Annotated in this window: 22 protein-coding genes; 21 read left to right on the forward strand and 1 reads right to left on the reverse strand. The window is 33.3% G+C overall.

Features of this window, described 5'->3' with window-relative positions:
* Positions 1-68: 68 nt before the first annotated feature.
* The 16 genes from D4A81_RS06160 (at position 69) to D4A81_RS06235 (ending at position 18,889) form a co-directional block, all read left to right on the forward strand.
* Positions 69-2,357 (forward strand): RelA/SpoT family protein, encoded by a 2,289-nt coding sequence (locus D4A81_RS06160; RefSeq protein WP_111524889.1) that lies wholly within the window; start codon positions 69-71, stop codon positions 2,355-2,357.
* Positions 2,357-3,019, forward strand: a complete 663-nt coding sequence (locus D4A81_RS06165) for an MBL fold metallo-hydrolase (RefSeq protein WP_111524888.1) — start codon at positions 2,357-2,359, stop codon at positions 3,017-3,019. Before D4A81_RS06160 ends, D4A81_RS06165 begins: the two co-directional genes overlap by 1 nt.
* Positions 3,016-4,440: a coproporphyrinogen dehydrogenase HemZ gene (gene hemZ, locus D4A81_RS06170; RefSeq protein WP_111524887.1), complete on the forward strand. Its 1,425-nt coding sequence runs from the start codon at positions 3,016-3,018 to the stop codon at positions 4,438-4,440. The genes D4A81_RS06165 and hemZ overlap by 4 nt, the downstream gene beginning before the upstream one ends.
* The gene (hisS, locus tag D4A81_RS06175; RefSeq protein ID WP_111524886.1) at positions 4,427-5,686 is read left to right on the forward strand and encodes a histidine--tRNA ligase; all 1,260 of its coding nucleotides are present in this window, start codon (positions 4,427-4,429) and stop codon (positions 5,684-5,686) included. Before hemZ ends, hisS begins: the two co-directional genes overlap by 14 nt.
* Positions 5,687-5,699: 13 nt before the next feature.
* A complete protein-coding gene (aspS, locus tag D4A81_RS06180) occupies positions 5,700-7,484 on the forward strand; it encodes an aspartate--tRNA ligase (RefSeq protein ID WP_111524885.1) in 1,785 nt (594 codons plus the stop codon).
* Positions 7,485-7,517: 33 nt separating this feature from the next.
* Positions 7,518-8,195, forward strand: a complete 678-nt coding sequence (locus D4A81_RS06185) for a response regulator transcription factor (protein WP_111524884.1) — start codon at positions 7,518-7,520, stop codon at positions 8,193-8,195.
* Positions 8,196-8,248: 53 nt separating this feature from the next.
* A complete protein-coding gene (gene gltX / locus D4A81_RS06190; RefSeq protein WP_111524883.1) occupies positions 8,249-9,700 on the forward strand; it encodes a glutamate--tRNA ligase in 1,452 nt (483 codons plus the stop codon).
* Entirely contained in the window at positions 9,675-11,516 is a 1,842-nt protein-coding gene (locus tag D4A81_RS06195; protein ID WP_111524882.1) for an ATP-dependent helicase, read from the forward strand. Before gltX ends, D4A81_RS06195 begins: the two co-directional genes overlap by 26 nt.
* 10 nt (positions 11,517-11,526) lie before the next feature.
* The gene (locus D4A81_RS06200; protein ID WP_111524881.1) at positions 11,527-13,044 is read left to right on the forward strand and encodes a sensor histidine kinase; all 1,518 of its coding nucleotides are present in this window, start codon (positions 11,527-11,529) and stop codon (positions 13,042-13,044) included.
* Position 13,045: 1 nt separating this feature from the next.
* The gene (gene cbiD, locus D4A81_RS06205; RefSeq protein ID WP_111524880.1) at positions 13,046-14,236 is read left to right on the forward strand and encodes a cobalt-precorrin-5B (C(1))-methyltransferase CbiD; all 1,191 of its coding nucleotides are present in this window, start codon (positions 13,046-13,048) and stop codon (positions 14,234-14,236) included.
* Positions 14,233-14,919, forward strand: coding sequence for a precorrin-2 C(20)-methyltransferase (cobI, locus tag D4A81_RS06210; RefSeq protein WP_111524879.1), 687 nt, complete (start codon positions 14,233-14,235; stop codon positions 14,917-14,919). The genes cbiD and cobI overlap by 4 nt, the downstream gene beginning before the upstream one ends.
* Complete coding sequence (gene cobJ / locus D4A81_RS06215) at positions 14,916-15,647, forward strand: precorrin-3B C(17)-methyltransferase (RefSeq protein ID WP_111524878.1); 732 nt, start codon at positions 14,916-14,918, stop codon at positions 15,645-15,647. Before cobI ends, cobJ begins: the two co-directional genes overlap by 4 nt.
* The gene (gene cobK / locus D4A81_RS06220; protein ID WP_111524877.1) at positions 15,640-16,401 is read left to right on the forward strand and encodes a precorrin-6A reductase; all 762 of its coding nucleotides are present in this window, start codon (positions 15,640-15,642) and stop codon (positions 16,399-16,401) included. Before cobJ ends, cobK begins: the two co-directional genes overlap by 8 nt.
* Positions 16,402-16,414: 13 nt before the next feature.
* The gene (cbiE, locus tag D4A81_RS06225; protein WP_111524876.1) at positions 16,415-17,647 is read left to right on the forward strand and encodes a precorrin-6y C5,15-methyltransferase (decarboxylating) subunit CbiE; all 1,233 of its coding nucleotides are present in this window, start codon (positions 16,415-16,417) and stop codon (positions 17,645-17,647) included.
* A 101-nt stretch (positions 17,648-17,748) separates the two neighbouring features.
* Positions 17,749-18,306, forward strand: a complete 558-nt coding sequence (locus tag D4A81_RS06230) for a peroxidase (protein WP_111524875.1) — start codon at positions 17,749-17,751, stop codon at positions 18,304-18,306.
* The gene (locus D4A81_RS06235) at positions 18,296-18,889 is read left to right on the forward strand and encodes a DUF6707 family protein (protein ID WP_111524874.1); all 594 of its coding nucleotides are present in this window, start codon (positions 18,296-18,298) and stop codon (positions 18,887-18,889) included. The genes D4A81_RS06230 and D4A81_RS06235 overlap by 11 nt, the downstream gene beginning before the upstream one ends.
* A 74-nt stretch (positions 18,890-18,963) precedes the next feature.
* On the opposite strand, the gene D4A81_RS06240 is transcribed toward D4A81_RS06235, so the two are convergent.
* Positions 18,964-19,143 carry a hypothetical protein gene (locus tag D4A81_RS06240; protein WP_111524873.1) on the reverse strand — a complete coding sequence of 60 codons (180 nt, stop codon included), beginning with the start codon at positions 19,141-19,143 and terminating at the stop codon, positions 18,964-18,966.
* Between the two features lie 422 nt (positions 19,144-19,565).
* Here D4A81_RS06240 and D4A81_RS06245 point away from each other — a divergent pair, with 422 nt between their 5' ends.
* The 5 genes from D4A81_RS06245 to D4A81_RS06265 all read left to right on the forward strand — a co-directional run bounded on the left by D4A81_RS06245 (position 19,566) and on the right by D4A81_RS06265 (position 23,939).
* Positions 19,566-20,024 (forward strand): DUF4878 domain-containing protein, encoded by a 459-nt coding sequence (locus D4A81_RS06245; RefSeq protein ID WP_162902554.1) that lies wholly within the window; start codon positions 19,566-19,568, stop codon positions 20,022-20,024.
* A 139-nt stretch (positions 20,025-20,163) separates the two neighbouring features.
* The gene (locus tag D4A81_RS06250) at positions 20,164-21,510 is read left to right on the forward strand and encodes a cobyrinate a,c-diamide synthase (protein ID WP_111524871.1); all 1,347 of its coding nucleotides are present in this window, start codon (positions 20,164-20,166) and stop codon (positions 21,508-21,510) included.
* Positions 21,503-22,663: a nicotinate-nucleotide--dimethylbenzimidazole phosphoribosyltransferase gene (locus tag D4A81_RS06255; RefSeq protein ID WP_111524870.1), complete on the forward strand. Its 1,161-nt coding sequence runs from the start codon at positions 21,503-21,505 to the stop codon at positions 22,661-22,663. The genes D4A81_RS06250 and D4A81_RS06255 overlap by 8 nt, the downstream gene beginning before the upstream one ends.
* Positions 22,660-23,184 (forward strand): bifunctional adenosylcobinamide kinase/adenosylcobinamide-phosphate guanylyltransferase, encoded by a 525-nt coding sequence (locus tag D4A81_RS06260; protein ID WP_111524869.1) that lies wholly within the window; start codon positions 22,660-22,662, stop codon positions 23,182-23,184. The genes D4A81_RS06255 and D4A81_RS06260 overlap by 4 nt, the downstream gene beginning before the upstream one ends.
* Positions 23,181-23,939, forward strand: coding sequence for an adenosylcobinamide-GDP ribazoletransferase (locus D4A81_RS06265; protein ID WP_111524868.1), 759 nt, complete (start codon positions 23,181-23,183; stop codon positions 23,937-23,939). The genes D4A81_RS06260 and D4A81_RS06265 overlap by 4 nt, the downstream gene beginning before the upstream one ends.
* Positions 23,940-23,943: the final 4 nt, after the last annotated feature.

Below are 23,943 nucleotides of genomic sequence, written 5' to 3' on the forward strand. Positions count from 1 at the left end.
ATATTCGTATAATATAAGATTATATGAGTCTACCTGGGCAACAGCTGTTACAAAGAGTAAGGAGTTTAATGAAAGAAGATAAGTATAACTTTCTAGATGAAAATATAGAAACACAAATTGATAAACCGGCTGATTTTACATCACCGGAAAGTTTACATGAAAAACTTATAAATATCATATTGCATTATCATCCTTCAGATGATATCTCTATGATAACTAAAGCTTATGAGTTGGCAAAAAAAGCACATAATAATCAAAAGAGAAAATCAGGTGAACCGTATATCATTCACCCTATTTGTGTTGCCATTATTCTTGCTGAGCTTGAGCTGGATAAAGAGACTATAGCAGCCGGACTTTTACATGATGTAATCGAAGATACTGCTATTTCATTTAAAGAGTTGTCTGATATGTTTGGAGTGGATGTTGCCAATCTTGTGGATGGAGTTACAAAGCTGACACAGCTTTCTCTAAAAAATGATAAGATAGAAATGCAGGCTGAAAATCTTCGAAAAATGTTTTTGGCTATGGCAAAGGACATTAGAGTTATTCTTATAAAACTTGCCGATAGGCTCCATAATATGCGTACACTTCAATATATGAAGCCTGAAAAGCAAAAGGAAAAAGCAAGGGAGACTATGGATATATATTCCCCTATTGCTCAAAGACTTGGTATTTCCAAAATAAAAGTAGAACTGGATGACCTTTCGTTAAAGTATCTACATCCCGATGTATACTATGATCTATCTGAAAAGTTGGCATTTAGAAAAGAACAAAGGCAACAATTTGTAGACTATATAATACAGAAGTTCAGTGAACATCTGTCAGAAATAAAAATAAAGTTTCAAATAAATGGTAGGGTAAAACATTTATTTTCTATTTATAAAAAGATGGTAAATCAAAATAAGACTTTGGATCAGATTTATGATGTATTTGCTATCAGAATAATTGTAGAGGATGTAGCTGCATGTTATTTAGCATTGGGTACGGCACATGAAATATATAAACCTATTCCTGGAAGATTCAAAGATTATATAGCAATGCCAAAGCCTAATATGTATCAGTCATTGCATACCACATTAATATCTGATACCGGCCAGCCTTTTGAAGTACAAATAAGAACCTTTGAAATGCATAAGACTGCAGAGTTCGGTATTGCCGCACACTGGAAATATAAGGAGAGTGGAAGCGGATCTGTCGCAAAGGGTTCAGAAGATGCTAAGATGAACTGGTTAAGACAAATCCTTGAGTGGCAAAAGGATACCTCAGACAATGCTGAATATCTTAAGGTTATAAAGAGCGATTTGGATCTGTTCTCAGACAGCGTATATTGTTTTACTCCAAATGGTGATGTTAAAAACTTGCCTGCAGGTTCAAACCCCATAGATTTCGCATACTCCATTCACTCTGCTGTAGGTAATAAGATGGTAGGTGCCAGAGTAAATGGAAAACTTGTAAATATTGACTACCCTCTAAAAAGCGGTGACAGAGTGGAGATCATAACCTCTCAAAACTCTAAAGGACCAAGTAGGGATTGGTTAAATATTATAAAGTCAAATCAAGCAAGGACAAAGATACAACAGTGGTTCAAGAATGAATTAAAGGAAGATAATATAATTCGTGGTAAGGAATTGCTTGAAAAGTATTGTAAAGCCAAGGGAATAAACTGGCCTGAGATCAATAAACCTCAGTTCCAGGAAAAGGTAATGAAACGATATGCCATCAAAGACTGGGATTCTATTTTGGCGTCCTTAGGGCATGGTGGTTTAAAAGAGGGCCAAGTCATCAATAAGATGCAGGAAGAGCAAAAGAAGGTTGCTAAAAAAGATATTTCAGAATCTGCTCTTTTGGAAAGCCTTAGTGATAATGCGGCTAATACCAATATTCGAAAAAAATCTAAAAATGGTATCACCGTAAAGGGGATAGAAGATATAGCAGTAAGATTCTCAAAATGTTGTAATCCTGTTCCCGGTGATGAAATAGTAGGTTTTATTACAAGAGGTAGAGGGGTATCTATACATAGAACTGACTGTATAAATGTAATGAACCTTCCTTCGGATGACAGAACAAGACTTATACCCGCTGAATGGCAAGAATTTGAGGATTCTAAACTGGAGGAAAAATACCAGACAGAGCTTCAGATTTACGCTCATAATCGTACAGGACTTATTTTTGATATCATTAAAATCTTCAGTGAAAATAATATTACTATCAACAATATGAATGCACGAACAAATAAACAAGATGTTTCCACCATAAATCTGGTCTTTGATATAAAGGGAAGAGAACAACTGACTTCTCTTATAGGAAAAATGAGACAGATTGCAGGTGTAATAGATATTGAAAGGGCTACAGGCTAATGGATAAAATAGGAGTATATGTAATGCCACTTGGTCCGGTACAGACCAATGTGTTTATAGCATATAATAAAGAAAGTTTAGAATGTTTGATAGTTGATCCGTCTGCAGAGAGCGATAAAATTATCAATGTAATAGAAGAACATAAATTAAAACCAAGTGCAATACTGCTTACACATGGGCATTTTGACCATATAATGGCAGTAAATGATTTATTGGCAAAATATGATATTAAAGTTTACATATCAAAGTTCGATGAGGAAATGCTCTCAGACAGTCGTAAATCCGGAGGAAGTTCATTTATAGGTAGCGGATATGTTACAAAAGCTGATGTTTTATTGGAAGATGGTGACATAATCCATCTACTTGGTAAGGATATAAAATTTATAGCAACTCCGGGACATACAAAGGGTTCAGGTTGTTACTATATGGAAGATGAAAAAATACTCTTCTCAGGTGACACAGTTTTTAGGGAGGATTGTGGTAGAACAGATCTTTATGGAGGTGACAATCCATCAATAGTAAGATCTATTTATGAAAAGGTTCTTACATTGCCTGAGGATGTAAATATATTGCCCGGACATATGGAAATGACTACTGTAGGTCATGAAAAAATATATAATCCTGTTGCAGATTACGTAAAGAGATATGGGATAGATAAATGATTTCACTTGTATTAGAGGATATGACCTTTGAACAGGATATCAGAGAACTTTTGATGGCATTTTATCCCGGTGAAAAATATATTTATACAGATGAAGATTCAATACTTTCACTGTTTTTATCAAAGGATAGCAAAAGTTATAATATCAAAATAAAAAGTGAAGATAATGTGTTGGAGTTTATTTCTCCGCTTAGAGAAACCAAGTTTGATACCAAAAATGATTTAAAAAGAAATATATATGAAAATCTATTAAATCTTGGAAATGCAGATCTTCCTTGGGGTACGCTAACCGGTATAAGACCTACAAAGATAGTAATGGAGATGCTTGAAAACAATATGCCTTTGGAAGATATAAAAAAGCATTTAAAAGATATCTATCTGGTAGGAGATAAAAGAATTAAGCTTTGTATTGAGACGGCAAAAAATGAATTTAATATATTAAAAAAGGTAGATTATAAAAATGGGTATAGCTTATATATAGGCATACCCTTTTGTCCGACAAGATGTTTATACTGTTCTTTTACATCTTATTCCATTACACAGTGGAAGAAAGATACAGATACTTATATTGAGGCACTTTGTAAAGAGCTTATAGCAGTATCAAAGATGTATGCGGATAAAAAACTTCAAACAATTTATATGGGTGGTGGAACACCGACTTCACTTGAAGGATACCAATTATCAAAGATTTTAAATGTTGTAAAGAATAATTTTGATCTTTCAAACATTTTAGAATTAACTGTAGAGGCAGGAAGGCCGGACAGTATAACAAGAGAAAAACTCGAAGCGTTAAAAGCGGCAGGAGTGGATAGAATTTCTATAAATCCACAAACTATGCAGCAAAAAACGCTAGATCTTATTGGAAGACAGCATACCATTAAAGATATATATGAAAGTTATAGGCTTGCCAGAGATGTCGGATTTGAAAATATAAATATGGACTTTATAATCGGATTAAATGGTGAGACTTTGGAGGATGTTATTGACAGTTTTACCAAGGTGAAGTCATTTGATCCTGAATCTATTACCATACATTCTCTTGCATTAAAGAGAGCAGCCAGGTTAAATACAGAAAATAAAAGAGAGATTATGGACAATGATCTTATTTTATCAATGATAAATACAGCAACCGATACATGTGCAGATTTGGGATTGGAGCCGTATTACTTGTATAGGCAAAAAAATATGGCTGGTAATCTTGAAAATATAGGATTTTCAAAGCCGGGTAAAGAATGTCTCTATAATATATTGATTATGGAAGAAAAACAGACTATCATAGCTTGTGGAGCAGGCACATCAAGTAAGATAGTATTTGGTGACGGCAGAATTGAGAGAATCGAAAATGTCAAGGATCCAAAACTTTATATAGAAAGACTTGATGAAATGATAATGAGAAAGGAAAGTATGCATGGCATTGATTAAAAAAGGTGTCACAGGAATGAAAGATATTCTCCCTGAGGAAATGATTATCAGGGATTATTTGATAAATATAATAAAAAAGACTTATGGAAGTTTTGGCTTTACATCAATAGAGACTCCGGCTATGGAGCATATTGAAAATCTTTTAAGTAAGCAGGGTGGTGACAATGAAAAGCTTATTTTCAAGGTTCTAAAAAGGGGAGAAAAATTAAAGCTTGATGATGTTAAGGATGAGAATGATTTGGTAGATGCAGGACTTAGATATGACCTTACATTACCACTGGCCAGATACTATTCAAATAATCAGGCAAATCTTCCAAATCCATTTAAAGCTTTGCAGATAGGTAATGTATATAGGGCCGACAGACCTCAGAAAGGTAGATTCAGACAGTTTACGCAATGTGATATAGATATCCTTGGTGAGGCTTCAAATCTTGCAGAAATAGAGCTTATACTTGCTACAACCAAGGCGCTTAGTGAGATTGCAAAGGGAAAGAAGTTCACTGTAAGAATCAATGACAGACGAATTCTTCTGGCAATGGCACTTTTTGCGGGCTATTCAGAAGATAATATAAGTAATGTATTTATTATCCTTGATAAGATGGATAAAATAGGACTTGATGGCGTCAGAAAAGAATTGATAGAGCTTGACGGAGCAGATAAATGTGAGAAGTATCTAAATCTTTTTGATGGATTGTCTAATGACACAAAGGCTCTTTTATCTTTAAAGGAAAGTTTGAACGGATTTATTGAAGATGGTGTACTGGATAGCCTATCTGAGATAATGAATACAGTACTGGATGTAAAAGAAAATGATTTTTCACTGGAGTTTGATCCTACTTTGGTTCGTGGTATGGGATACTATACAGGAACGATCTTTGAAGTAAGTATGGAGGGATTCTCGGGTTCAGTAGCAGGTGGCGGAAGATATGACAAGATGATTGGAAAATTCACAGGAAGTGATACACCTGCATGCGGTTTTTCTATCGGTTTTGAAAGAATCATCACAATACTTATGGACTCAGGATTTAAGATACCTGATGAAAGTAAAAAAATTGCATTCCTTTATGAAAAGAACATTGATGCAAATATATTAACATCTATATTAAAAGATGCATCAGCTCTTAGAGAAGCAGGAAATATCGTCTTGGTTTCAAAGATGAATAAGAATAAGAAGTTCCAAAAAGAGGGGCTTGAAAAACAAGGATATATAGAATTTAAAGAATTTTATAGAGAAGCTTTAAAATAGTGAGGAGATAAAAATGGCAGAATCAATGCTTGGCTTAAAGAGAAGCCATAGATGTGCAGAGGTGGTTAATGCACCACTTGAAAATGAAGTTACAGTAATGGGCTGGGTTCAAAAGAACCGTAACAAAGGTGGAATTATATTCTGTGATTTAAGAGACCGTTCAGGTATTTTACAGATCATTTTTGAAGAAGATGAATGTGGCAGCGAAGTGTTTAACAAAGCCATGAAGCTTAAGCAGGAGTTCTGTATAGCCGTTACCGGAATATTGAAAAAGAGAGATGGTGCTTTTAATGAATCACTTGAGACCGGGGAGCTTGAGGTAAGAGCAAAGGGACTAAGGATACTTTCAGAGTCTGAGACACCTCCATTCCATATAGAGGAAGATTCAAAAACAAAGGAAGAGCTAAGATTAAAGTACAGATTCCTTGACCTTAGAAGACCTGACCTTCAAAGAAACCTAATGGTAAGAAGTAAGGTGGCTACAACTACAAGAAACTTTCTTGCAGAAAACGGATTTTTAGAGATTGAAACACCTACACTGATAAAGAGCTCACCTGAGGGTGCAAGAGATTATCTTGTGCCAAGCCGTGTATATCCGGGAAGTTTCTATGCACTTCCACAGTCACCTCAGCTTTTTAAGCAGCTTTTAATGGTATCCGGATATGACAGATATTTCCAGCTTGCAAGATGCTATAGAGACGAAGATCTTAGAGCAGACAGACAGCCTGAGTTTACTCAGATAGATATGGAGCTTTCATTTGTTGATGTGGATGATGTTTTGGATGTAAATGAGAGACTCTTACAGAGACTTTTCAAGGATGTACTTAATGTTGATGTAAAACTTCCAATACAGAGAATGACATGGCAGGAAGCTATGGACAGGTTTGGTTCAGATAAGCCTGACCTTAGATTTGGTATGGAATTAAAGGATGTTTCAAGTGTTGTTGCAAACTCTGAATTTGCAGTATTTAAGAATGCTTTGGCAGCCGGTGGCAGTGTAAGAGGTATCAATGCTACAGGCCAGGCAGGCATGCCAAGAAAGAAGATAGATGCTCTTGTAGAGTTTGTTAAGAGCTACAGAGCTAAGGGACTTGCATATATGGCTATCGAGTCTGATGGAAATATCAAGTCTTCATTTGCAAAATTTATGACTGAATCTGAAATAGAAGGTCTTAAGCAGGCTATGGATGCTAAACCCGGAGATATGCTCTTCTTTGCTGCCGACAGCAATAAGGTTGTTTGGGATACTCTTGGTGCTCTAAGAGTTGAGCTTGCAAGTCAGCTTGGACTTTTAAAGAAGGATGACTACAGATTCCTTTGGGTTACAGAATTCCCACTTCTTGAGTGGTCAGAGGAAGAAAATAGATTTAAGGCAATGCACCATCCGTTTACCGCACCTATGGATGAGGATTGGCAGTATATTGATTCAGATCCGGGTAGAGTAAGGGCAAAGGCTTATGATATTGTACTTAACGGTACTGAGATAGGTGGAGGTTCAGTAAGAATCCACCAAGGTGATGTTCAGGCAAAGATGTTTGATGTACTTGGACTTTCAAAAGAAGTTGCACAGGAAAGATTCGGTTATCTTCTTGATGCGTTCAAGTATGGCGTACCACCTCATGCAGGACTTGCGTATGGTCTTGACAGAGTGGTAATGCTTATGGTTGAGGCTGACTCTATAAGAGATGTTATTGCATTCCCTAAAGTAAAGGATGCGTCAGATCTTATGACGAATGCTCCTGATAAAGTGGATGATGCACAGCTTAAGGAACTTGGACTTATAATAAAGAGCGAATAGTAAACTTAATATTTATGCTGTTGTGGGGATTATATGGAAGATGTAAAGATACTGGTAGTTGATGATGAAGCCAGAATGAGAAAACTTGTAAAAGATTTTCTCTCTATTAAAGGATTTATAGTTTTGGAAGCTGAAGATGGTGAGGAAGCTTTGAAAGTCTTTGATTCTAATAAGGATATAAAGCTGATTCTATTAGATGTAATGATGCCAAAACTTGACGGCTTTGAGACATTAGAAGTTATAAGACAGTATTCCAAAGTACCGGTTATGATGTTGACTGCAAGAAGTGAAGAAAGAGATGAGCTTGAAGGATATAAGCTTGGAGTGGATGAATATATTACAAAGCCTTTTTCACCTAAGATACTTGTAGCCAGAGTTGAGGCAGTACTTAGAAGAACTTTGGGTGAGTCCGAAGAAAAACTTATAGCCGGTGCGATTGAGATAGATAAGATTGCACGCAGTGTTTATATAGATCAAAAGCCGGTTGAACTCAGTCTAAAGGAATATGAGCTTTTGACATATTTTATTGAAAATAAAGGAATTGCACTGTCCCGTGAAAAGATTCTCAGTTCAGTATGGAACTATGACTATTTTGGAGATGCCAGAACCATTGATACCCATGTAAAAAAACTTCGTGCCAAGATGGGTGAGCGAGGTGACTATATCAAAACTGTATGGGGCATGGGCTATAAGTTTGAGATAACGCCATAAATATATAAAATCATACTAAATAAAAATTATACAAATATAGATAAGGAGCATTTATGACAAAGATAAGGACAAGATATGCACCAAGTCCTACAGGAAGAATGCATGTTGGAAATCTTAGAACCGCATTGTATGCGTATTTAATTGCAAAGCATGAGGGTGGAGATTTTCTACTTAGAATAGAAGATACAGATCAGGAAAGATATGTCGAAGGTGCCACAGAGATCATCTATAGAACATTGGCAGAAACAGGGCTTATACATGATGAAGGTCCTGATAAGGATGGAGGTTGTGGACCATATGTACAAAGTGAAAGACAAAAACAGGGGCTTTACCTTGAGTATGCCAAAAAGCTTATAGAAAAGAAGCAGGCATACTATTGTTTCTGTACTCCCGAAAGACTTAATTCACTCAGATCAAATGTGAATGGAGAGGAAATCATGAAATATGATAAGCATTGCCTTTCACTGTCTGATGAAGAAATAAAGAATAATCTTGAACGTGGTATACCATATGTAATTCGCCAAAATAATCCTACAACAGGAACCACATCTTTCCATGATGATATCTATGGTGATATCACAGTGGATAATTCAGAACTTGATGATATGGTACTTATAAAGTCAGACGGTTATCCTACCTATAATTTTGCTAATGTTGTAGATGACCATCTTATGGGAATCACACATGTTGTAAGAGGAAATGAGTATCTTTCATCATCACCTAAGTACAACCGATTATATGAGGCATTTGGCTGGGATGTACCTACATATGTTCACTGTCCTTTGATAACAAATGAAGAGCATAAAAAACTTTCAAAGAGAAGTGGGCATTCCTCATTTGAGGATCTTATTGAACAGGGGTATGTATCTGAGGCTATAGTAAACTTTGTAGCCTTACTTGGATGGTCACCGGAAGATGATAAAGAAATATTCTCATTAGATGAGCTTATAAAGGCATTTGATTATAAGCATATTTCGAAATCACCTGCAGTCTTTGACATGGTTAAACTTTCTTGGATGAATGGCGAGTATTTAAAGAATATGAGCGAGGAGGATTTCTTTATACTTGCAGAACCTTATATTAAGGAAGTGATTAAAAAGCCTCTTGATTTAAAGAAGATTTCAAATATGGTAAAGACTAGAATAGAAGTTTTGCCACAAATTTCTTCACATATTGATTTCTTTGAAGAGCTTCCTGAATATGACATAGAAATGTATACTCATAAGAAGATGAAAACAAATTCTGAGAATTCATTATCTCTTTTGAATGAGGTATTGCCACTTCTTGAAAGTACAGAAGATTATACAAATGATAATCTTTTTGCTATCTTACAGGAATTTGGTAAGGAGCATGAATATAAGACAGGATTTATTATGTGGCCAATAAGAACAGCACTTTCAGGAAAGCAAATGACTCCGGCAGGTGCTACAGAAATTATGGAAGTTCTTGGGAAAGATGAATCAATAAGAAGGATTAAGATTGGAATTGATAAATTACAGCAGTAATCAAAAGAAAGCCATAGAGCATGGGGATGGGCCCTTGATGGTATTGGCTGGACCCGGCTCCGGAAAAACCTTTGTGATCACACATAGAATAAAATATCTCATAGAGGGGCTGGGTATAAACCCGGCCCATATTTTGGTTGTAACCTTTTCAAGAGCTGCAGCCAAGGAAATGAAAGACAGATTTGAAAGACTCTACAATAAAAGCCTTGTAACTTTTGGTACATTCCATTCAGTGTTTTTTAGCCTCTTAAAGACTGCCTATGGTTTTACATCTGAACAGATTGCCTCAGATGAGCTAAGGTATTCACTTATAAAAGACTTGATAAAGAAAAACTCTATTATGAATGAGGACATTAACAATCTATCAGGTAATCTTTTAAACGAAATAGCACTTATAAAACAGGACAATATTAACATAAAAAATTATTATTCAAACAGTATTGCAAGTGATGTTTTTAAAAAATTATATAGAGAGTATGAGGCTGAACTGGAAGTCAGAAATAAATTGGACTTTGAAGATATGCTTTCTTTGACATATGAGCTTTTAAATGGAAGGAAGGATATTTTAGAGGCAATACAAAACAGATATAGATATATTTTAGTAGATGAATTTCAGGATATAAATTTTTTGCAATATAATATCATAAAACTTATGGCGGGAAAAGATCAAAACATTACAGTTGTAGGGGATGATGATCAGTCCATATATAGATTTAGAGGGGCTAGACCTGAGATAATGTTCGGTTTTGAAAGAGACTTTAGAAATGTTTCAAAAGTTTTTCTTGATATTAACTTCAGATCCAGTACTCAAATAGTTGATGCTTCAACTAAACTTATATCATTTAATAGTAAGAGATTTCCAAAAACTTTTACAGCAAAGAATGGATCTGGAGCACCTGTATCTGTGATAGAATTTAAAAATCCATTTTCTGAGGTAAATACTATAGTTAATGATATCAGGGAATATATAAAAGCAAATCAGGATATAAATAATATTGCGGTGCTTTATCGCACCAACCTTTCCCCAAGGCTTTTAATAGAAAGAATGATGAAAAACAATATTCCTTTTACTATTAGAGATGCTATACCAAATCTTTTTGAACATTGGGTGTCAAAGGATATTATATCCTATATAAAACTTGCTCTAAATATGGGAAATAAGACAGATTTACTTCTTATTTCAAACAAACCCAACCGATATATAAGCAGGGATTCACTTTCCTCATCAAAGGCAAATATTGAGACTTTATTTGACTATTACGAGGATAAAAGCTACATGATCAAGAGAATAATAGAACTTAGAGAGCATTTAAGAACCATAAAGAATTTGAAACCTTCGACTGCTCTTAGATATATAAGGACTGTAGTGGGATATAATGAGTATATAGAAGAGTATTGTGATATGAATGGTATAGAAAGTGATGACTGCTATACTATTTTAGGCGATTTGGAAAACAGTGCGTCTGAGTATAATACATTTAACGACTGGTTTGTTCACATGGAAGAGTATAAGAAAGAATTAATTGAGGCGAGAAAAAAATCGAATGAGAATGATAATGGTGTAAGACTTATGACCTTTCATTCCTCAAAGGGGTTGGAATTTGATATTGTTTATATTATAGATGTAAATGAGGGCAGTGTACCTTATAAAAAAGCAAAGGGTGTTGATGAGATTGAGGAAGAACGAAGGATGTTCTATGTTGCAATGACAAGAGCCAGACAGAAGCTTTTTATTTGTTACTGTAAGGAAAATTTTGGAAAATCCATTGGAAAGTCAGAATTTATAATAGAACTTTCTTCCAATGTTAAGTCATAGAGAGGTATATATGATAAAGAAATTCAGTCATTCTCTGCGGATGAAGATAACATTAATAATATTGATTCTTATTTCGATACTATTACTTTCCATAGGTATTTTAAATAATTTTGGACTACCATGGTTTTATCAAAATGAAAAGGTAAGTGAGATAAAGGAGGCATACATTAAAATAGATGATGAGGTGATGAAAATTGGATCCTCAGGCCAGCATATCATTGATGAAAGTAGTGATAAATCTGTTATTAATGAAAGACTTAAAAATATTATTATGGATTATTCAAATAAATATAACATAACCATTGCTTTGGTAGATTCTTTTACAAATAAGGCCATATATTCCTCAGCAAGAGAAGGTGACGGTCTGATAAGCAGAATTCAAGACGGTTTCATAGGTAATAAATATCAAAATATATTATATAAAAATGATAATTATGCCATTATACTTCATCAGACTATGCAAAAGAGTTCCTTTATAGAAGGATTTGGATATTGTAGCGACAATCAGACCATAGTTATTATGTCCACTCCGGTAGCCAGTTTGAAAGAAAGTGTAAATATATCAAACAGATTTCTTATATATATGGCAATTATCGGTTTTATTATCACTGTAATCATGACCTTTGTCATTGCAAAGATGATTACACAGCCTATTTTACAGCTGGCTGAAATATCAAATAAAATGGGAAAGCTTGATTTTACTGCAAAGTATAACGGAAACAGAAGTGATGAAATACAGACACTTGGTCAAAATATGAACTTTATGTCAGACAGGCTCAAAAATGCAATAGAGGAGCTTCAAGAAGCAAATGAGCTTCTAAAAGAAGATATTAAAAGAAAAGAAGCTATAGATGAGATGAGAAAGGATTTTATTGCCAATGTCTCACATGAGCTAAAAACCCCTATTGCACTTATTCAAGGATATGCAGAAGGACTAAATGAAGGATTATGTGAGGATGAGGAGAGCAGAAAGTACTATGCCGAGGTAATAATGGATGAAAGTGAAAAGATGAATAAGATGGTAAAACAGCTTCTTACACTTTCTTCACTTGAGTCAGGAAACAGTATCTTACATAAGGAAAACTTCAATGTCACATCACTTATTACTAGCGTTTTAGGATCAATATCAATACTTATAGGTGAGAAAAATGTAAATATTATATTTGACTCCACTAAGGATATATACATGTTTGCCGATGAATTCAAGATAGAAGAAGTAATCACAAATTATATCAGCAATGCAATATACCATGTAAAGGACTTTGGAGAAATTAAAATTAATGTATTCTATGATAGTGATAGTATAATTTTTAGTGTCTTTAACACAGGAAAGTCTATCCCTGAAAAGGATATAAGCAATGTTTGGGAAAAGTTCTTTAAGGTAGATAAGGCACATTCCAGAGCGTATGGAGGCAGCGGTATTGGACTTTCCATAGTCAAGGCAATAGTTGAAGCACATAATGGTAGTGTTGCTGTAAAAAATATATCAGATGGTGTAGAGTTTAGCTTTAAGATACCAAAGGCATGATATGACAATTGATGAATTTAATATAAAAAATAATAATAAGCAAAGATATGGTTTCACTACAGGCACTACAGCAACTGCTGCTGCAATAGCTTCAACATATCTTTATCTAAATGAAAAAAAAGATATGGTGGATGTAGAGCTTCCTATAGGTATAGCATTAAGTGTGCCAATAGAGTACTCAAAATCAGAGGATAACTTGTATATATCAGGTGTAATAAAGTATGCCGGAGATGATCCTGATGTTACTGACGGAGCTTTAATTAGTGCTAAGCTGGAATTTATAAAAAATGAGAATACTTTGGATTTTCGTTTCTTTGCCGGAGAGGGTGTGGGTACATTTACAAAAGACGGCCTTGCGTTACCTAAGGGTGAACCCGCAATCAACCCTGTTCCAAGACAGATGATAATTGACAATCTTTCCAAAGTTTTAGAAAACACTAATTTCTGTGGTATTATAAATATCACCATCAGTGTAAAAGATGGAGCTGATATTGCCAAAAAGACATTTAATGAAAGGCTTGGCATTGTTGGCGGTATTTCAATTCTTGGTACTTCAGGTCTGGTGTTACCTATGAGTAAAACTGCACTTTTAGAAACTATAGAGGCTGATATAAAGTTTAGACTAAAAAATTCAATAGATAAAAAGATATACCTTTCCCCCGGGAATATAGGTGCAAAATTCTTAGAGAATAACTTTACCATTAGCAGTAGTGAAGTAGCAATAATTAGTAATTTTATTGGTGAAAGCATTGACTATGCCATATCAAATGATGCAAAGGAGATTATTCTATGTGGAGATATTGGCAAGTTAATAAAACTATCAGGTGGAATAATGAATACACATTCAAATGATTCAGATTCACGCCTTGAACTATTGATAGCTGCTATAATCAAATTAGCTTTAAGAGAAGGTATGAATTTTATATTACTGGAGTCTATTGTTTCAAAGGTACTTGAACAAAAAACTACTACAGGTGCTATAGCAGTAATAAAAGAAAATAGACTAGAAAAATGTTTTGATATAATTGCAAATCAAATGCTTTACTATGCCTATAATCGTGCATTTAAAGCTGAAATTTTTTTTAATAAAAACAGATTTGCAAATATTAATGAATTCAAAAACAGTTTTAAAATTAGAATTGTCTCATTTAGTGACAATGTGACAATCATAGATACAGGAGATCTTATATGAGTAAACTATATGGTATAGGTGTAGGACCGGGTGATCCGGAGCTAATGACCATAAAGGCGTTAAATGCCATAAAAAAAACAAAAATAATATGTTTTGCAGGTAAGAGTGAAGATAGCTCCATTGCCTTTAGTATTGCAAAAAAAGTGATGCCGGAGATTACCAAAAAGAAGAAAGTCTGTATTGATTTTCCAATGACTAAAGATCAGTATGTCTTGGAAGAAGCACATGCAAAAATAGCTGAACAGATAAAGTCATTATTAAAAGATGGAGATGTAGCTCTTCTCACTCTTGGTGATCCCGGAATATATGCAACATATTCATATATTGCAGATAGGCTAAAAAACGAAGATGTAAAGGTTGTGACTATCGCTGGTATAACATCATTTAGTGCAGCTGCCGCCAAGCTTGGTATACCCTTAACATTGGCAGATGAGGAATTGCATGTCATACCTTCTTCCTACTCATTTAAAGAGGCCTTTAACCTTAGTGGTACTTTGGTATTTATGAAATCAGGAAAAAGCTATGAAAATCTAGTTGAATATATCAGGTTTAAAAAGCCTCACTGTGAGGTTTATATGGTTGAAAACTGTGGTATGAAGGATGAAAGAGTCTTTGTAGGTATAGAAAATCTTCCAAAAAGTAGCGGATATTTCACAACTATTATTGTAAGGGGATTAAAATGAAACAAATTTATATAATAGGTATGGGACCTGGCAAGTACGAACAGATGACAGTTGAAGCTATTAAAAAAATCAAAGAAAGTGACATTGTAATAGGTTATACAGTTTATACTGAACTTATAAAGGATATATGGCCTGATAAAGAATGTATGTCCACACCTATGACTAAGGAATATGAAAGATGTGTCCTTGCATTTGAGGAGGCAAATAAGGGAAAGACTGTAGCTATGGTCTGTTCCGGTGATGCCGGAGTATATGGTTTAACCGGTTTAATGCTTAGTATAGCACCTGATTATAAAGAAGTTGCAGTAAGTACTATAGCAGGAGTTACAGCAGCTATTTCAGGTGCTGCAATAATTGGTGCACCACTTATACATGACTTTGCCGTAATAAGTCTAAGTGATCTTTTGACTCCATGGGAGAAGATAGAAAGAAGACTTGAATGTGCAGCTATAGGAGATTTTTGTATTTGTCTATATAACCCCGGTAGTAAAAAACGTGCAGATTATTTGCAAAAGGCATGTGAAATTCTTCTAAAGTATAAGAATGAGAAGACTCCATGTGCTATAGCAAAGAATATAGGCAGAGATGGCGAAGGATATACAATTTATAGTCTTTTAGAGCTTAAGGATATAAAAGTTGGTATGTTTGAAACAGTATTCATAGGTAATTCTATGACAAAAGTAATTGATAATAAAATGGTTACACCTAGAGGATACTCTAATGAGTGATGTTCTTATATTTGGAGGTACAACTGAGGGAAGAGAACTTGCTATATTTTGTGATAGTCTTAGAATACCTACTATACTTTGTGTAGCTACAGAATATGGAAAAGAAGTTCTACCAACTTTTAAATTTGTTAAAGTCAGTGATAAAAGATTAAATATAGATGAGATAATATCAATTATAGGGAATAATGATATATTATATGTCATAGATGCTACACATCCATATGCCTATGAAGTTTCGAAAAATATAGCAGCAGCTATCAGTCAGTTGGAAAGAGAAGTAAAACTTCTAAAAATAAAACGTGAAGATATGGACATTGCTTTGAATGGAGCACTTGAATTTTCAAGCAATGCTGAGGCTGTTTCTTATCTTTTAAATACAGATGGAAATATTTTACTGACAACAGGTAGTAAGGAAATAGCTGCATTCAGTGAACTTTCATATCGAATATTTCCCAGAGTGCTTCCAAGTGTTGACTCTATAAATGCCTGTATATCTGCCGGCATACCTTCAAAAAATATTATAGCAATGCAGGGCCCTTTTTCTAAAAATTTGAATGAAGCAATTATAAAAGAGTTTGATTGCAAATATATTGTAAGTAAATTATCCGGTAGAAGTGGAGGCTTTGAGGAAAAAATTGAAGCTGCAAAAAATACAGATTGTATTCCAATAATTATTATGCCAAAGACTGAAATCAAAGGTATTTCTGTAGAAGAGTGCAGAGTGGAATTAGAAAAGTTATATAAAAATCATTAAAATAGGTATAAATATGAGAAATATAAATCTTGTCGGAATAGGGCTTGGAAATCCTAATCTTCTTACAAAGGCAGCCTATAAAGCAATAGAAAGTTCAAATATTATAATAGGTGCAAGAAGGATAGTAGAAAGTATTAAAGAAGATTTTGCAGACAAGCTATACTATATAGAATATAATACAGAAAAAATTCTTGAAATTATAAAAGAGAATATAGGCAATGAAATAGCCGTAGTATTTAGTGGTGATATTTCACTTTTTAGCGGGAGTATTAAGCTATTTGAAAGACTGAATGCCGCAATAGAAGATAAGAAAGTCTTCAAAGATTGTAAGATTAATACATTCCCGGGAATATCAAGCTTAAGCTATTTATGTGCAAAAACAAATACTGATATTTCAAAGGTGAAGATACTATCATTCCATGGTAAGGAAGAGCTTTTATACCACAATATCGACTCAAATGAATATACTTTTATAATCACTTCTAAAGCTGATGGGGTAAAGAAGATTTGTAGAAAACTTATCGAATTTGGATTCTTTGAACTTGATATAATTTTAGGCGAAAATCTATCTTATGATAATGAAAGAATAACAAAGGCAAATGCATCAAAGTTTTTGGATATGGAAATATCTGATCTAAACTGCATGATCATATCAAATCCTGATGCTGATAAATCTATTAGCTTTGGACTTTCTGATGAAGTATTTGTCAGGGATAAAGTTCCGATAACAAAATCCGAGGTCAGGGCAATAATAATGAGTAAATTAGATATTCAAACTGATAGTATTTGCTATGATATCGGAGCAGGTAGTGGTTCAGTAAGTATCGAAATGTCAAGACTTGCCTATGATGGAAAGGTGTATGCCATAGAGAAAAATCCTCTAGCAGTTGAACTTATACAAAAGAATATTCATAATTTCAGTGCTGAAAATATAGAACTTATACATGCAAAAGCACCTGACGGACTTGATAATATAATTAATGCTGATAAAATATTTATAGGTGGTAGCGGTGGAGAGCTTATCAGTATGATGGAAATGATATTTACATCGAAAAAGAATCCTACAATTGTAATTTCAGCTATAACTATGGAAACTATTGCTCAGATAACGGATATTGTAAAAATCGCAAAAGAAAAAGGTTATGATACAGAAATTACAGCTATTAATGTTTCAAAGTCAAAAGAAGTAGGCCCTTACAATATGATGATGGCACAGAATATGGTTTTTATTGCCAAAATTTGGTAGGAAAATATGAAAAGGTGGAAATTAAAATATATTATTAGATGTAATAATTATGGCTTTTAATTGATTTTATCAATAGCAAAAACAACTTATCGGAGGTTTCTATGAGTGTATTAGAACAGCTACAAACAAGAATTAAATCTGAAAATTTAGATGACAGAGCTAGGGAATTTTATTTGTCCAATATTTCAAATCTGGATAATGAAAAGTTACAGGCAATACTTGATCTTGTAATAAAGATGGACAATGCCGGTTTTAGAAATAATATACCTGCTGCGTACAGTGAAGTTACAGAGAATATTCCACAATTTGCCAGAATGTCAGTATTTAAAGAAATGCAAAAGATAGTAAGAGATATTGAAGGCACTCTAGATCTTGCAGATGACTTTTATGAAGAAGATAATGAGTTATTAAAAAAGTTTAATAACTGCTTTAGTGATGAAGAAGCTAATAGATTTTTACAAATTTATACAAAGGCTGTAATATCAAGGTTTTATAGTTTTCTTGACGAAGGAAACCCTAGGTTAGATGATGATGATTTAAACTGGGTACTACTTGAAACAAAAGCTGATGGAAGTCATAGTGAGAGAATTATTGAAGGCTTTCTTGAAGATGACTTCAACGAAGATGATTTTGACTGGGAGAGTGAAAATGAATTTTGAAGAGCTTAGCTTAAAATATAAAGAGAAAAATATAGTAAAACTTTCTAAGAAGCTGGCAAAGAGTTTTGCAATTACAAGAAGTAAAGATTTAACCAATCTATATGAATTAGCTTTTTGGTTGTATATTTATGGTTACAAAGTTGAGATCTTAAATATATATAATCTTGTAAACATAGATATACCAACAAAGATTGATTTTAATATCTGGACATGGATCTTAGCTATATGGGGCTTACAGGCGTATATCTATGAAGCAGAAAGTGAGATATCTAAAAAAGATGAGATTGTTGCAAATATGAAAAAGGTATATTCAGTACCTAGGACTACAGAAGACACAGAGGAATCTACCTGGAAATTTTATACTAAGATTGCCGGAAGACAAACACTGGAATCTGTATGCAATATAGCAGAAATTGAAAGAGCAATAGAAAGTGGCAACAAAACATCTGAGGCAGCATATAGATTTTCGGGGCTTTGTAGGATGATTTCATATGGTGTAACAGGATTTTATCCACATTTAGTTGAGAATCGTGATAAACTTGAAGAAAAAATAAAGGAATATATCGAGTATCTCAATAAATAGTCATTGAATAATTTTAAAAAATCAAAGTGGCGTATTACTTTTTATTGTAATAATGTCACTTTGATTTTCAAAATTTAATAAAATATTTTTCCGGAACCATTGCAGCGTGGACAATCTGTATTAGGTCCCAGAAATTCAATCTTTTTGCCTGTGCCTCTACAATCAGGACATACTTGAGATGACTGGCAACTGCATCGTTTCATATCATACTCACTTAAGTGAATTTTTCCACATTTTGGACATGTCCAAGTCATATTGCTAAACCTCCTCTATAATTAATAATCTAATTTCACTCTATAACTCTTTTTAGAGTACTAGGTATTTACATGATATGTTTTAGTTACTCTTTTGTCAATATAGTATAAGTAAAAATAAATTTCAACACTCCCAGGATATTATTTAACACCATGGATTCACTAGTAAAAATCATGAATTCAACTTAAATATATAGAAAAATAAGCTTATAAATGTTATAATATTAGCAATGTATACCTTGATCATCTATTCTAGATAAGATAGATTGCAATTAATGCTAGTTTATTGAAGAGGTTTTATATATAAATAGTGAAAGGGGAGTGGTATAAAAGGAGTATATAAAATTCTAAATTTTATTTAATATTTTATGATATCAAGAAGTTTAAAGTTTATATGTAATATTTTTATGGAGGATCTTAGTATGAATAGTCGTAAGGTTAAAAAGTTTTTATTAGTTTTCACAATGTTATTTACTTTTTCAGTTCTTTGTTCCGGCTGTATGCAAAATGATGAGCAGGCAGCAAAGGCAGTTACACAGAAATATTTTAATTCTGTTAAGTCAGGAGATGTGGATGGAGCCATCAAATGTTTTACACCTGCTTTTCAGGAGCAATATGCTGCACTTGTTGCAATAGGTGGACAAATGAGCGAATATTTTTTTGACATGGACGGAAGTGATCTATTAGGTGGTCTTATGTCTTACGCCAATCAAAATGCATATAAAGATTGTAAATTTACAGCAGATGAAGTTTCATTTACAAATGATAGTCATGACAGAGCAACAGTACATGTAACAATTAGTGGTGCAGGTGGAGATATTCCAAGTGAAACTTCAGTTATAGTTGTAAAATATGATGGAAAATGGTATATAGAGCAATAAAATTCCCGGGATAAATTTTTTAAATCTTGTTTTTTATGAGTATAATTAGAGCTTGCCACATCATGGTAGGCTCTTTATTTAATAGTATTTTTATTATATAATTTTTCTGTACATATTATAAAAAGGAGCATCATTACAAATGAACTCTACTAATAAAAAAGCCTTTATGGTTTCGGCAATGAAATCAGGTAGTGGAAAAACTCTTATTACTTTAGGGCTTATCAATACATTTAAAAAAAAGGGTGAAAGTATTTCTATATACAAAACAGGTCCTGACTACATAGATACTATGTATCATGAAAAAATAGGAGGTAGTTACTCAACAAATCTGGATCCGTTCTTCCTTGAGCCTGATTTTAGGCCAAATGAACTTAAAAACTTGTTTTATAGGAACTTTACAGGTGATACAGCCATCATAGAGGGAGCAATGGGACTTTTTGACGGAGTATATGGTGAAGGGAAAAGATGTAGTGCCTGTGTAGTATCGGAAGAGATAGGTATTGATGTAGTTTTAGTGTTAGATATAGATGAAATTGAGACTGTAGGTGAATATCTTAAAAAGTTTTCTCACCTTGTAAAAGCTGTAATAATAAATAAAGTACCTCTTGACTATGATATAGATTTATTGAAAGAAAAGATAAATGAATTAAATCTTATATTACTTGGATTCTTATATTTTGATGAAAGCTACCATATAGAGAGCAGACACTTGGGACTTTATGAGCCACAAAAAGATATATTTAAAATAGTAGATAAGGTATCTATTGAGCTATCAAAACATTTGGATTTTGATGTTTTAGAAAATTTTAGAATAAATATAGACGCTACCATATCAACCAAATACACAAATTTTGACAAGCCTAAATACAGACTTGCTTTTGCCTATGATGAGGCCTTTTCATTCACATATACAGAAAATATATGTGTACTAAAAGAATATGGCTTTGAAATAGTAAAATTCAGTCCAATACATGATAAGAAACTTCCGGATAATATATCTGCTATTTGGCTGTCAGGTGGTTATCCTGAACTTTATGCGAAAGAGTTATCTTCAAACACATCAATGTTAAATAGTATAGCTTTGGCAGAGAATATACCTATTATTGCCGAATGTGGTGGCTTTATATATTTACATAAGAGTTTTGAAAATAATAATGGAGAAGCTTTTACAGGCGTAGGGGCAATAGATGGAAGAGTTTTTAAAACACCAAAACTTGTAAGATTTGGATATATAGAGATAGAAGCAAAGTCTGACAGTATATTAATGAAAAAGAACCAAAAAATTCGCAGCCATGAGTTTCATTACTATAACTCTACAAATAATGGTGAGTATGCTCATGCTATTAAGGCAAATAAAAGCAAAGAATGGAGATGTATAAATGCAAATAAAAATATATTTGCAGGATTTCCACATATATATCTACGTGGCTATGAATTTTTAATAGAGAATTTAGTTAAATATTTAGAGAGGAAAACTAATGTATAATCTACCGGTTTTAACAAATATACAAAATGAGTTATTGGAAAGGCTTAAAAAACTTTTATCCGGTATTACAAGCACTTCAATCGAATATAAAAATATGGCTAAAAAACATTGGGACAGTATTGCAAAGCCACTGGACAGTTTGGGAGAGTTTGAGAAGATATTTCAAAAAATATCTGCAATCTCTGAAAATGAGATTCCTAACATAGATAAAAAATGTATAACTGTTATGTGTGCCGATAATGGAATAGTGGAAGAGGGTATATCACAATCCGGTAAGGAAGTTACTCTGGCTGTTACAAAAAGTATGGCACTTGGAACTTCAAGTATTTCTGTTCTATGTAAAAGTACCGGTTCTGATTTGATGATAATCGATATGGGTATTGATAGCTTTGGTACAGATATCTACTCAATGGGTGTTATTAATCACAAGTTAATGCATGGCACCAATAATTTTTCAAAAGAAAAGGCAATGCCCTTTGATATAACACTAAGAGCATTACTTACAGGTATCGAGATAGTAGAAAATTTAAAGGAAAGCCATGTATCTATAATAGGTACAGGTGAGATGGGTATTGGGAATACTACAACATCTTCAGCACTTTCAGCAGCGCTTTTAGATTTATCTGTAGGAGATGTGACCGGAAGAGGTGCAGGCCTTAATAATATTAAATTAAAAAAGAAGATAGATATAATAGATAAAAGCATAAATAAATATGGCTTTAGAGATAAACTCTTTTTAGATTCCATAAAATCAAAAGATTTAAATATTAGAATAGTATCAATACTCGATCTACTATCATCACTTGGTGGATTGGATATTGCTGCTCTTACCGGAGTTTTTTTAGGAAGTGCTATATATAAATCACCTGTGGTTATAGATGGTGTGATTTCTGAAGTTGCAGCCCTTTTAGCTTATTTTATAAATCCACTTTGTCAAGAATATATGATTGCCTCACATCTAAGTCGCGAACCTGTAGCCGGTATAATATTTGATGTTTTAGGTCTAAATCCGGTTATAGAGGCCTCATTGGCCCTTGGAGAAGGCAGTGGATGTGCTATGTTATTTTCACTTCTTGATCTTATAGCAAATATTTATACAAAGAATGCTTCTTTTTCTGACATAAAGATAGAAGAGTATAAAAGATTTGTATGATAGTTTATATTTATGGTGGAGTAGCCAGTGGAAAATCCAAATATGCTGAGGAAATTATATCTAAAAGTTTTAACAATAAAATATATCTTGCTACTATGGAAAACATTGGAAATGTTGCAAGCAAAAGGATAGAAAAACATCTTTTACAAAGGGCTGACAAAAATTTTACTACTGTTGAAGAACCAAGAAATCTACAACATTTAAATGTGTCTTTAAATAATAATATTTTATTGGAGGATTTGACGAATCTTTTATCAAATAATATTTTCGATAAATACGGTATGAAAAGTGACTTCAAAGAGATTACAGAAAAGATTTTTTCTGATATAATTGAGCTTGAAAACAGATGTAACTCTGTTTTTATAGTAGGGAATGATATATTTTCTACCAAAAGAAATCAAAGTAAGGAATTGGATATCTTTATAGATTGTCTTTTTTACTTACATAAAAAAATAATAGAGGTATCAGATAGGGTGGTAGAGGTAGTTTATGGTCTACCATATAATAGAAAATTAAAATGATAGATATATTAAAGTCAATGGCAATCACCTTTGCCATGTATTCAAAACTTCCTGTAAGAAGTTTTAATTGGGAAAAAGAAAATATGAAATATTGCCTTTTATTCTTGCCAATGGTAGGTTTGGTAGAAGGGATTTTTTTGATTATATTTTATATATTTTTTTATAAACTTAAAGTCAATCATATATTAGTTGCAGCATTCCTCACTGTGCTTCCTATTTTATATACAGGTGGCATACATATGGACGGATTTTTGGACACAATGGATGCTCTTGGATCAAATCAGGATAAACAAAAAAAGCTCGCTATACTAAAGGATTCAAACTCCGGGGCATTTGCTATAACCGGTGGTTTGGTATATATATTATTGTATTTTGCAGCAATGCTCTCCCTTAATAACATCACAAAAATATATATACTTGCTATTTCATACATTCTCATAAGAGCCTACAGTGCATTATCCCTGATAGTTTTTAAAAATGCCAGAGGGAGCGGACTGGCTTTCGCATTCTCTGACAATAGCTTGATATATACAAATAGAGTAGTATTACTTATTTTTATTGTAATCAGTAGTGTAGCTATGATTATAGTAAATGTGAATTATGGTTTATTATGTGTAATTGCCACATATTTAGTTTTTTTATATTATAGAGTGAAATCTTTTGAAGAATTTGGGGGTATTACAGGTGATTTGGCAGGGTACTTTTTGCAACTGGCTGAGCTGGTTGTTGTTTTAGTGCTTGCACTTGCACCTTAAAGAA

The sequence above is a fragment of the Lachnoanaerobaculum umeaense genome (assembly GCF_003589745.1).
Classification (GTDB): Bacteria; Bacillota; Clostridia; order Lachnospirales; family Lachnospiraceae; genus Lachnoanaerobaculum; species Lachnoanaerobaculum umeaense.